This is a genomic window from candidate division WOR-3 bacterium (assembly GCA_039801085.1).
In the GTDB taxonomy this organism is placed as follows: domain Bacteria; phylum Hydrothermota; class Tepidihabitantia; order Tepidihabitantales; family Tepidihabitantaceae; genus JAOABP01.
This window is the reverse complement of the sequence record JBDRTY010000002.1, coordinates 537,599-549,547: the sequence shown is the minus strand read 5'-3', so window position 1 is coordinate 549,547 and position 11,949 is coordinate 537,599. Positions and strand designations below refer to the sequence as shown.

Below are 11,949 nucleotides of genomic sequence, written 5' to 3'. Positions count from 1 at the left end.
ACCGAATCGGTCCGGCAGTCCAGGACCTTCAGCGTCTCACCACGCGGACCACCGGTGAAATACAGCCGGTTGCTCCAGGCCGCCCAGCGCACCGACAAAGGTCCCCAGCCCGCCTCCACCAGCTTTTTAATTATGGAATCGGTCAGACAGTCAATCACATACAGCGTGTCGGGCCATCGCTGTTTCGCCTTGCTGATATAAACTTTGTGATCAAGCGTATCAATTGCAATTGGCTCCAGCGTTGCATAGAAAATCGGAATCGGAAAGTATTTGATAAACTGATGCTGCTGAATATCAATTACTCCTGGGAGGGCTTCATCATAAGGCAGGAAATAGCCCTTGTTCAATCGGTAATGGAAGTATATCTTGTAAGGTAACATGTGGGGCACGCGGAACATGCTCAGCAGAGAATCGGAACTGCAATCATAGACCGCCAGCCAGGCTGGTGAGCCATACTGATGAATGACCGCATAAACCTCATTGTGTACTGAATCCCAGGAGACAAAGGTAACAAAAAAGCGTTCCACCGGACAAAGAAACCCACCAATAATTGAATCATTGCTGCAGTCCAGAATCAGAAGTGAATCGCTGCACCCGATATACAGACGGTTCGATGACGAAACATAGCAATGCCCCCAGAGTCGTCCGGGTTCAAAATACAGCTCCTTTAACACTGTATCCTTTGCCACATCGATTACAACAATCCGGTCTGCCCTGGTTTCAACACTAAGGTAAAGCTTTTGCTGCCGCCAGTTGTATGAAAAAAAGTCCACCGACCTTGGAATCCCTGGTGCTATTGTATCTACTTTGTAAGTGGAACAGCTAACCGCATACAAGAATGAACCATCGCCGCTGATATAAAGCTTGTCAAATTCGCTGAAATAAATACCGCGTGAAATACGCGACGGGAAAACAATGGTTGTATCAATTACCAGAACCTGACTGTAAATCACTGCTGGGAAAAGAAGCAAAAATGCTTTTCTTTTCATATCCGATCCCGGTGGCAGAGGAGAAAATACTCCCCTGCCACCAACTGAAAGTTACCTTACCACGAACTTGATTCTACAGCGTCTTTGCTCTTGATCAAGAAGGAGGAAGTATACCCCCGAGTTATCCGGTTTCCATGTAATATGCTGACCGGCATTCAATCGGAAAATACGTCTCCCCATACCATCAAACAAAACCAACCTTGAATTTTGATCTCTCCCCATACTGATATTGTAACATAGCGGCACTCCTGTGGAGGTAATTAAAACCTTAGACCTGTTAAAGGAATTGCTCATATCTGCCTGTGCGCCCGAAAAACTGTGCAATTCTTGATCCCAGAGGACTCTGATCAGCCAGAAATGATTGTCCGGCCGCCCCATTCCTTCACCAGTTGTCAGATAAACTAACCGATAGCAAGTGTTCTCTTGTTTTTTCGCAGCAATTGAAGCTCCGGGACCAAACGGCTCTGGAAGCCCACCAGTGTTAATCCATCGGACCCATGCATATCTATAGAGATTATAATCTCCCTGTCCGAATATTGCGAAAATATCACCAGCCCCATCGTCGTTTATGGCACTCAGAGCTGCGCCGATGTTCTGCGGAGGCACATACTCTTCACTATACAGCCGCACCCAGCGATTATACTCGTCCACATAGGCGTAGCAGACGGTGTCGCCGCCCCCGACAAAGGCAATGAAGATGTCTGAAGATGTGCCGAAGAACTTCCCGCAGTAGGCAAGCGCCCCGCCATCACCAACCCGCGTCGGGATATCTGCCAGCCGCTCCCAGCCACCCTGAAGCCGGAAGCTGTGCACCGGTCCGGTCTTCCAGCCACTGCCTGCACTCCGGGATGCGGTCTGCCAGTAATAGTCGCCGTTTGCCAGTCTGGTCTCCACCTGATACTGCGGCACCGTGGTGATGACATTGATCACCGTGTTACTAAACTGTGGATCGGTCGCCACCACCAGCCGGTATTCAATCGCTGCCCCTTCCTCCTGCCAGATGAACACCGGTGTCTGATCTGCAATCAGGGCACCCTGAGCCGGGTAGATGCCATCCACCGTCACCGGCGGATAACTGCTCGGCAGCCAGTAGCGCCAGAACTGCTGACCACCACCGGCAAGACAGTAAAGCCAGCCCGGTATCGGCTCAAGCTGCTGGTTGTAGCCGGGATTTGCTTTATATGCCAGCCCGGGACGGGGACCAAGAGCAAAGGCAGTTATCGGCTCTGAATGCCAGCGCCCTTCATTTAACGGATACCAGAAGAGGTTGTCTCCGTCCAATGTCTGCCCCACAAGATAAACAACTCCCTCTTCCAGCCATTGAAAGGTCAAAGCGGTCTGTTTCATATCCCGGTTGATCACCGAATCAGCGGGATAATGCCAGTGGCCGTCAACACAGTCGTAATAAAGGAACCAGGTTTTGCCGTAGGCAGGTGCCGGAAAGACACCCCAGACCGTGTCATAGGACCTTGAACCATACTCGCTGTAGGAATATGTCAGACATGCCCAGCGTTGAACCGGAACCGGCACATCTTCCAGCCTTTCCCACTCCTGTGCTAACATCGCCCCCGCGAGCACTGCGGTGCTTAAAATCAGCAACCTGAACAAACTTGCCTTTTTCATCCTCAACCTCCTCTCCGCTTTTAATGATTTAAATCTATCAGGTTGCCTGCTGACTTCCAGCCGCTGGCAGCAGACTGCCGCCAGCAGCACCGCCTGCCTGCCCGCACCTCACCCGAGGGGTTAAGATATTGAAGTAATAAGGAGTAGAGTAGAGTAGAGTAGAGTAGAGTAGAGTAGAGTAGAAACTCATCGGCTCACCTCAATTATAAGCCAAATCTGAATTCTGTCAATAGGAAATAAATTTTGCACGTTTCATTTTGCCCTTTGCATTTTGCATTGATATATAGATTCCTCGACTCCGCTGACGCTCCGCTCGGAATGACACAATAATAAAACGGTCATTTCGAGCAGAGCCCGAAGGGCGGAGTCGAGAAATCTCTTGAAGGAGATTCCTCGACAGGCTCGGAATGACGGAAGAAGAAAAAAGGGATTCCTCGATTCCGCTTCGCTTCACTCGGAATGACAATAAAAGAAAGCCATGGAACGACCCGCAGAGGTCTATCCGACCGCAGTAACCTGTTTATGTCATTTCGACCGGAGCGGAGAAATCTCTCTGCCGGTTCTGGTTAATTTTCAGAACAGGCAGCGACTGAATTTGAACCTGTATTACCTCAGCTCCTGGAGCGCCCGGCGCGCCTTTTCAAATTTCGGGTCCAGCTCCAGCACCCGCAGCCAGCGGAGATGTGCCGAGTCCTTTCTGCCCTGATAGTAGTCCACCAGCCCGAGATGAAACAGTGCGAGCACAAAGTTCGGGCTGTTTCCGAGCGCCTGTTCATAGCAGAACCGCGCCTCCTCCAGCTCGCCCGTGCTCAGATGGAGATTGCCGAGGTTGTTCCAGCCCTCAGGTCCATACGGGTCCAGCTCAATCACCCGCTCATACATCAGCCGGGCCGAGTCCAGCTTGCCGGCTGATGCATAGACATTGCCGGCAATTCCCCAGGCATCCGCCTCCTGCGGATGGAGCCGGACCGCCGCCTGAGCAATCTGCCTTGCCTCCTCAATCCGGTTCTGTTCGAGAAGCATCGTTGCCCGCAGAGACAGGATGTTGGTTGCCGAGTCCAGCTCCAGCGCCTGCTCAATCGCCTGCTGTGCCCGCTCCAGCCTGCCGGTCTCATACCAGCCGGCTGCCGCCTGAAACAGGTTCTGCGCCGGGTCCGATTTTCTGCCCGCACCGGCAAGGTTGAGATTGAACAGAATCAGAGCACAAGCGAAGATCAGCCCGGCGATGGTCCGCTCCCGCCTTTCGCTCCGGAAAAAGTTCCGGACCCCGGCAACCGCAAGCAGGAGATAGAACGGCACCGCAGGCAGGCGGTAGCGGTCGGTGACAAAGAAGGGGATAAAGGAGAGGCACCAGGCACCAAGAAAGAGATAGACCGGCAAAAGCAACTGCCACTTTTTTCTGGTGAGATAGCTACCGGCAAGCGCCAGGGGCAGAACGAGCCCGAACGGAAACTTGAAAACCGGGGTCTGAAAGATGAGCCAGTTGAGAAAGGTGAACCGTTTGAAGAAGTAGATGTCCCGGTTGTTGGACACCTCATAGCCGGCAAACCAGAGATAAAGCTTGCGCAGGGTCAGAAGCAGCGCCTTTGCCGGTGCCCGGCGCCAGAACTGAAGCCCCCGGCGGATCCAGAACCGGTCAATCTCCACCCCCTTGAGCGGCCTGCCCGCGGTCATCTCCGCAATCCGCTTGACATCGTTATAACCACCCCACCACGACCCCCGGGTTCCGGGCACAATTGCGGTTGTGCCGTCGGAGTATTCATTATTGCCGATATAGAAGTTCGTCCCTGCCTGCCAGGCGATCAGAACAAAGCTTCGGCTTTTGATATAGTTCCGGACTGTGACCGGCAGGATCGGCACGAGCACCGCCAGACCGAACAGCAGCGCCCGGCTCAATCTCCGGCGCTGATGACGCAGGAGGAGCCGGAAGAAAAACACCAGCACAAACACCAGCACATTCGGCCGGGCGATCGCCGCCAGTCCGAAGAGCAGCCCGGCAAGCGGGAGATAGAACCAGCCCCGCTCCTCCTGATAAAACAGGAGAAAACCGGCAAGCAGAAGGAAAATCAAAAGCACTGGAATCAGCAGTTCACCGTCAAAGAAGATCAAAAGCGGATAGACCGCCATCGCCAGCCCGGCATAAAAACCGGTGCGCTCGTCAAAAAGCCGCCTGCCCAGAAGCACAAGCAGGACACAGCCTGCCGAGCCGAGGAGCGCCTGCACGAGCCGGACCAGGAACAGATTAACCCCGAAAAGCCGGTAGAGCATGCCGAGAAACAACGGATAGAGCGGTGCCCGGAAATAGGCATCGTTGATGAACTCCATACCCCGGCTGACTGCGAGCGCCCACTGGTGATGATAAAGCCCGTCCAGCTGCGGAGCGTAAAACAGCGGGTCATTAGCCCGTGCCTGCAGGAGATAAACCAGCCGGAGCCCGAACGCCAGCGCAAACACCAGCACCGGACCAGAGCGCCGGAGCGGTTCCGGCTCCTTTGCCATTACTGCCTTTCGCCCGGCAGGATGTACTTTTCTGCCCATCGCTCAAATTTAGCCCGGACAGGTCAGAGGTCAACCGGTTCCACCCTGAGCCCGCCATACTGCGCCCTGTTTTCCCTCCCCATAAATTTAGAGCACCAGAAAATGCCAAATTTCACATCACAGCAGACCCCTCATCCTTAACCCGCAGAATTTCATAAAGTTGCAGATTTATACCCCGGAAAAGCCTGCAGACCGGGCAGTTCCCGGTACCCCTGCCGGCTCCGAACCTTGATTTGAGACCCCGCTTTTCTATAATCGGGTCATGGGCGTTGCTGAAAACCTGAAGCGTATTCAGGCACGGATTGAATCCGCCTGTGCCCGTGCCGGCAGAGATCCCAGGGAGATCAAGCTCGTGGCGGTATCCAAGAACCAGCCGGTGGCGCTGATTGAAGAGGCGATTGCTGCGGGCGTGACCATCTTTGGTGAAAACCGGGTGCAGGAGGCAGCGACCAAGATTCCGCTCATCAGGGCACCGGTCCAGTGGCATCTGGTCGGCACCCTCCAGACCAACAAGGTCAAGAGGGCGCTGGAGCTGTTCAGCATGATCCAGAGTGTCGACTCGCTTCATCTGGCAGAGGAGCTTCAGCGCCGGTGTGAGCAGAAGGGGATGAAGATTCCGGTCCTGATTGAGGTCAACACCTCGGCCGAGCCGACCAAGCACGGTGTTACCCCTGAAGGACTGCCCGAACTGCTGGGTCAGGTCCTGGCGCTGGACCGGCTGGTCGTTTCCGGGCTGATGACCATCGGTCCGGGTCTGGCGGTTGAGAATCCGGAGGCGTCAAGAGCCTGCTTCCGCCTGCTTTTCCGGCTGAAACAGGAGCTAAAGCAGCGGTTTGGCATCCCCCTGCCCGAGCTGTCAATGGGGATGAGCGCTGACTTTGAGGTCGGGATTGAAGAGGGGGCGACGATGATCCGGATCGGCACCGCCCTTTTCGGTCCGAGACCGTAGCGTGGAAAGCGAACAGTTTCTCCAGCTGGTCGAAGAGGTAGTGCAGAACCTGCCCGATTTCTTTGCCTCAAGAATAAAAAATCTGAGTGTCATGGTGATGCCGGTTGCGCCACCCGAACTGGCACAGCAGCTGGGCCGACATCCGTGGTCAATCCTCGGAGTATATCAGGGAATCCCCTATAACCGGCGCGGTCCGTTCTATGGCAATGTCCTGCCGGACACGATTGTCATCTTTCAGCAGCCGATTGAAGCCCGGTGCCGGAATGAACAGGAAATCCGGGAGCTGGTGCGCCGGGTGACGATTCACGAAATCGGCCATTACTTCGGCCTCTCGGACGAGGAGCTCTACCGGCTCGAACAGGAAAAATAAAAGGGGGTCGTTGCCGACCCCCTGATTCTTCAAGCCGGTTTTACCGGTTAAGCACCAGTTTGTGGGTTGCTGATCCGGCCGGGCTCTCCAGACGGACGAGATAGATGCCGTTGGCAAGCGTGCTCAGGTCAACCTCGGTCCTGCCGGAACGGACACCCTCCGCCGCATACAGCGCGCGCACCATTCTGCCGGTCGCATCGTAGAGTGCCAGCTGGACCCGGGAGACCGCCGGCACCTGCCAGTGCACCACCAGCCGGTCCTGAGCCGGATTGGAAAACCGCAGTTCCGCATTGCGCAGATTCGGGTTGTAACCCTCCTCCACCCCGACACCGCCGAGCGCCGATGCCGAAATGAACAGCTCGCCGTTGGTCCAGGGCACCCAGCCACCCGGTGTGCCGTAGTAGCTTCTGCTGTCTGTCGTGTCATCAGCAAGCGATGACGGATGGCCTGAGGAGTGGACCGGTGCCACCGCCACATAGAACTCGCCTGAGGTGAAGATCAGCATTGAATCAAGGTCATAAGCCTTGATCGCACCCGGTGCACCTGCCGGTGCCTCGATGTCCGGTGATTCATACAGCAGGGTGGTGCCGTCGCCGGCATAGATCTTGAACCGGAAGGTGGAGTCAGGCCAGGGGTAGGACGGATGGAGATAGAACTGGGTGCGGACCCGGTTGACGCCGACCGGATACTGGAGTCCGAACTGCGCCGGATTGAACTTGACCGCCCGCTCCGGTCCTGCCCAGGTCAGCCAGCGCGGGTTGTTGTAGTTCGCATACTCAATCCAGCGGGCAACACTCAGGTCATAGATAATCGTGTCGTCATAAGGATACTGCTCACCCGCCGCCTCGGTCCAGACATGAATCCGGTAGGCGCCGGTAACTGCCGGAATCCGCCAGGCAGGCGAGAAGTTCATCTGAGCGGTCTGACCACGGGTCAGATTGGCACTGGTGGTCATAGTATCCTCATACACATAGCCCTGCGGACCGGTGATCTTCAGCCGGACCGGTGTACCCAGCGGCAGCTGGTCAGTCCCCAGATTCTTGATCGTCGCCCGGATGTTCAGATTGATATTGGGCAGGGTGTCCGGCGGCATCGCCGCAGCAAAATAAAGGGTTGCCGCATCGGTTGCCGGCGGGTCCCACTCCACGACCGAACGGATCAGCCATTCGCCGCGCCGCGCATCCTCGGAAAATGTGCCGTTCAGATAGGACCACATCCGGTGGGAGGGTGCATTGTTCGCCACATCAATGGAAAGTCCGGGACAGATCGGATAGGAGTCAACCTGCACATAGAAGATGTAGTAATTGGAACCAACCACCGGTTCTTCAATCGACACATAGTTCCACTGACCGCGGGTGATCGTCAGCGTGTCCGAATGCCAGATTTCGGTCCCTGGCGAACCGCCCGGACCGTCATCCGCATACACCTTGACCATTGCCCTGGTGCCACCAGGCACCGGCCAGCCGGAGTAGAAGTGCACCAGTGCACCCTTGAGCGTGAAACTCGGTGCCGGTGCAATGAACTTCACACCCCAGCCATTCCCACCCTGATTCCATGCCCAGGCGCTCGCCGGCATGTTGTCATCATACTTGAAGGTGTCAATCACCGAGAATGGTATCTCATTTGCCGGCGGGAAAATTCCCGGTTCCGGATTGGGGATGGTGTAATGATGGGTCGGGGTCGGGCTGAGCCAGCGCTCCTCGGCGCCGAACGCCACGACCGCCAGCACTATCATGGTTATTAATGCTACCTTGCGCATCACTGCTCCTTTCGTTAATTGCCGTCTCACCTAAATTGCCCGCTTCACGGGCAGAAAATATTACCCCGCAGCAACAAATAAGTCAAGCAGTTTCATCCCGAGTTTGACACCGGAGCCGGGCATAATATCATTATTATTTATGAACGGTCCGTTTAACTGCCCCTGGTTCACCTTTGCCGCCATTCTGGTGGCACTCGGTTCGGTCCTTGGCGCCCTGATCTGGTCAGTATTCAGCCGGCTGGAGGATGAGTGAGTCCGGCGGTTGTCTACGCCCTTGTGCTCTTTTTCTATCTCGCCGCCCTGTTTCTCATCGGCCTGGTGACCAGCGCCCGGATGAAACGCTCGGCTGAAGGCTTCTACCTCGGCTCCCGCTCGCTCGGGCCCTGGGTCACTGCCTTCTCCTTTGTCGCCGCCTACTTCTCCTCGGTGGTCATCATCGGCGGCGGCGGATTCGGCTACAAATTCGGGATGTCAACCCTCTGGATTGGTGCCACCAATATCCTGGTCGGCACCCTGCTCGCCTGGATTGTCCTCGGCCGGCGCACCCGTGCCCTGACCGCCCGGCTTGGTGCCATCACCCTGCCGGACCTCCTTGCCAAACGCTATTCCTCTCCCGCAGTCCGGATCTATTCCGCGCTCATCATCGGCATCTTTCTGCTCATCTACAGCGTCTCGGTCCTGCAGGGCATGGGCCACTCCTTCTCGGTGCTGATGGATCTGCCCTACATCTACGGACTGCTCCTTTCCGGGGTGATCATCATCGTCTATGTCGCACTCGGCGGCTATCTGGCGGTGGTCTGGACCGGCTTCTTCCAGGCCTGGATCATGATCTTCAGCCTGCTGCTTTTGACCGCGGCGGCGGTCGCCCGTGCTGGCGGACTGAATCAGCTCTTTACCCGGCTCGCCGCCATTGAAGGCGGCCGGTATGTCCAGACCCCGGGTGCCTGGAGCTGGGCCGGACTGCTGTCCTATGCCGCCATCGTCTCATTCGGTGTCTGGGGCATGCCCCAGCTCGTCAGCCGGTTCTACTCCATCAGAAGTGTCAAGGTGCTGAAGCTGGGCACGGTGCTGGCGACAGTTGGTGCCACCATGGCACTGCTCCCCTATTTCAACGGTGCTGCCACCCGGCTGTTCTTTCCCCAGCTTGCCAACCCGGATCAGGCGATCCCCAGCCTGGTCAAGTCCAGCCTCTCCCCCTTCTTCGCCGCCATCTTCCTCACCGGCGTCGTCGCTGCCGGCATGTCCACCTTTGCCGCCATCCTGATCACCGCCGCCAGCGCAATCGTCAAGGATCTGATCCGGGACAGCCTCGGTGCCCGGCTCAGTCCGGACCGGGAACTGCTCATCTCCCGCCTGGTCGCCGCCGGTATCGGCATCGTCGCCTTTGTCATTGCCATCAAACCGCCGGCGATGATCCTGGTCATCACCGGCTTCTCCTGGGCGGTCATTGCCGCCACCACCCTCTGGCCCTATCTGTTCGGACTTTACTGGCGGCGGGCGGGCCGGATCGCCGCCTTTGTTTCCATGCTTGCCGGTTCGCTGACCGCCCTTTTCTGGATGGCATTGAAGAACCCGTTCCGGATTCACGGCTTCATTCCGGGAATAGTCGTGAGTCTTGTTTGCTTCGTCATCCTGACCCTGATCTTCCCGGAGCAAAAGTTTAAAATTACCAAATGAAAGGAAAAAAATGAAATCAGTCTTGAGCATAACCTCCGTGATTATTGCGGTCTTTTTGACCATCAGCTTCGCCCAGCCGTTAACTGAGGGCAAATTCAACCCCTTCCCCCGTTCCGACTGGAGCTGGGCCGAATCCACCCATCACTTCGATGTCCGGCACTACCGGATTGACCTGGATCTGCCGATGAACTCCGGCGCCATGACCGCCCACTGCCGGGTTGAACTCATTGCCCGGCACGACCACTTTGACACCTTCAGTCTTCACTTTATCAATCTGGTGTGCGACTCGGTGCGGCGTGACGGCAACCCCTGTACATTCACCACCGGCTCCGGCAGACTCCTGATCGATCTCGACCGCGAATTCGCAAATGGTGAATCGCTGGCGGTTGACATCTACTACCGGCGCAATGCCGGCACCCAGAACCGCGGCTTCTACTACTATTCCCGCGGCACCCAGGGCATTCCCTATGCCATCTGCTACTCCACCACCGAACCTGCTGATGCCCGCTACTGGTTCCCGAGCTTTGACGAACCATGGGACAAGGCGGAGCGCGGCTGTCAGGTGAACATCACCACGCCCGACACCATGTCCGGCTGTGCCAACGGCACCCTCGACAGCGTTACCGTCAGCGGCGGCAGGAAAACCTGCTGGTGGACTCACCGCTATCCGATCAGCACCTACCTTGTCACCTTTGCCGCCTCGCGCTGGGCAAGTTTCACCCAGTGGTATCATCCGGCACCGGGTGAATCGGTTCCAATTATGAACTTCATGTGGCCCGGAGATTCCAGCCGGGCGGTCAGCGCCTTCCGCAATGTCCCGGTCATGCTGGAATTCTTCTCCGACTCCAGCCGCTACGGACCTTACCCCTTTGCCACCGAAAAATATGGTCATGTGGTTGCCTATCCTTTCCAGTGGGGCGGAATGGAAAACCAGACCCTGACCATGGTGCACCGCTACTGGATCACGAACGGCAATGACAACGGCATCGCCCATGAGCTGTCCCATCACTGGTGGGGCGACATGGTCACCTGTCTGGACTGGCGGAACATCTGGCTCAACGAAGGCTTCGCCACCTACTCCGATGAACTGTTCACCTGCCACCAGCAGGGGCTGAGCTCATTCTACAGCCTGATCCGCTCCCGTGCCCGCGACTACTTCTCCGAAGAGTCCACCGACACCCATCCGATTTATGCCCCGCCGTCCGGACATGAGTTTGACTGGGGACACTCCTACTGCAAGGGTGCATGGGTCCAGCACATGCTCCGATATGTACTCGGCGACACCACCTGGAACCGGCCCGGCATCTTTTTCTCCGCCCTGCGCGCCTATGGCGAAAGCCTGAAATACCGCAACGCCTCAACCGCAGACTACCAGCGCATCTGCGAACGGGTCACCGGACTTGACCTCGGCTGGTTCTTTGACGAATGGGTCTACTCCTACGGCTATCCGGTCTACACCGTCGGCTGGCAGAGTGTGCCTGCTGGTGACTCCTGGGAGCTGGTAATTGACCTGAGCCAGAACAACATGAGCGGTGCGCCCGCAATCTTCCATATGCCGGTGGAGGTCAGGGTGCTCTTTAACGGCACCGACACCGTCATCCGCTATCCGGTTTCCGCCAATCCCCAGCGTAACCGGTTCCGGTTTGCGCTGGAGCCGACCGGCATCGAATTTGACCCGAACGAGTGGATTCTTGAGGTCCATACGGTCAATACCGGAATCGCTTCGGATCAGAACGGCAGCCCCCTGCCACCGGTTCCGGAACTGCGGCTCGGTGCCAGTCTGACCCGTGCGCCGGTAAAAATTGAGTATACGGTTCCCGGCGCCACCCCGCTGGAACTGGCGGTCTTTGACCCTGCGGGAAGAAGGGTCGCCCGCCTCGTCAACAGCATTCAAGGACCGGGCAAATTCGGCATCTGCTGGAACGGCACAGACGCTGACGGCAGACCGTTACCGGCGGGCATCTATCTCGTCCGGCTGTCAACCCCGAGACAGCTGCAGGTGGTAAGACTCGCACTGCTCGAGTGATCCGGGCGCACGGACCGC

9 protein-coding genes are annotated in these 11,949 nt (G+C 56.9%); 4 read left to right on the top strand and 5 right to left on the bottom strand.

Annotated elements, in window-relative coordinates:
• The 4 genes from ABIK48_06845 to ABIK48_06830 form a co-directional block, all read right to left on the bottom strand.
• Positions 1 to 989, bottom strand: a 989-nt coding sequence (locus tag ABIK48_06845; protein ID MEO0021873.1) for a hypothetical protein, incomplete at its 3' end; no start/stop codon positions are given.
• Positions 990 to 1,040: 51 nt separating this feature from the next.
• The gene (locus ABIK48_06840) at positions 1,041 to 2,612 is read right to left on the bottom strand and encodes a DUF4962 domain-containing protein (protein ID MEO0021872.1); all 1,572 of its coding nucleotides are present in this window, start codon (positions 2,610 to 2,612) and stop codon (positions 1,041 to 1,043) included.
• A gap of 37 nt (positions 2,613 to 2,649) precedes the next feature.
• Positions 2,650 to 2,802 carry a hypothetical protein gene (locus ABIK48_06835; protein ID MEO0021871.1) on the bottom strand — a complete coding sequence of 51 codons (153 nt, stop codon included), beginning with the start codon at positions 2,800 to 2,802 and terminating at the stop codon, positions 2,650 to 2,652.
• Positions 2,803 to 3,218: 416 nt separating this feature from the next.
• A complete protein-coding gene (locus ABIK48_06830; protein ID MEO0021870.1) occupies positions 3,219 to 5,150 on the bottom strand; it encodes a tetratricopeptide repeat protein in 1,932 nt (643 codons plus the stop codon).
• Between the two features lie 262 nt (positions 5,151 to 5,412).
• Here ABIK48_06830 and ABIK48_06825 point away from each other — a divergent pair, with 262 nt between their 5' ends.
• Positions 5,413 to 6,099 carry a YggS family pyridoxal phosphate-dependent enzyme gene (locus tag ABIK48_06825; GenBank protein MEO0021869.1) on the top strand — a complete coding sequence of 229 codons (687 nt, stop codon included), beginning with the start codon at positions 5,413 to 5,415 and terminating at the stop codon, positions 6,097 to 6,099.
• 1 nt (position 6,100) lies between these two features.
• Positions 6,101 to 6,469 (top strand): metallopeptidase family protein, encoded by a 369-nt coding sequence (locus ABIK48_06820; protein MEO0021868.1) that lies wholly within the window; start codon positions 6,101 to 6,103, stop codon positions 6,467 to 6,469.
• Between the two features lie 40 nt (positions 6,470 to 6,509).
• Here the strand turns inward: ABIK48_06820 and ABIK48_06815 are convergent, their stop codons facing one another.
• On the bottom strand, positions 6,510 to 8,228 hold the full coding sequence (locus ABIK48_06815; GenBank protein MEO0021867.1) for a T9SS type A sorting domain-containing protein: 1,719 nt from the start codon (positions 8,226 to 8,228) through the stop codon (positions 6,510 to 6,512).
• A 249-nt stretch (positions 8,229 to 8,477) separates the two neighbouring features.
• Between ABIK48_06815 and ABIK48_06810 the strand changes: the two genes are divergently transcribed.
• The gene (locus ABIK48_06810; protein ID MEO0021866.1) at positions 8,478 to 9,905 is read left to right on the top strand and encodes a sodium:solute symporter; all 1,428 of its coding nucleotides are present in this window, start codon (positions 8,478 to 8,480) and stop codon (positions 9,903 to 9,905) included.
• Between the two features lie 55 nt (positions 9,906 to 9,960).
• Positions 9,961 to 11,931, top strand: a complete 1,971-nt coding sequence (locus ABIK48_06805) for a M1 family aminopeptidase (GenBank protein MEO0021865.1) — start codon at positions 9,961 to 9,963, stop codon at positions 11,929 to 11,931.
• Positions 11,932 to 11,949: the final 18 nt, after the last annotated feature.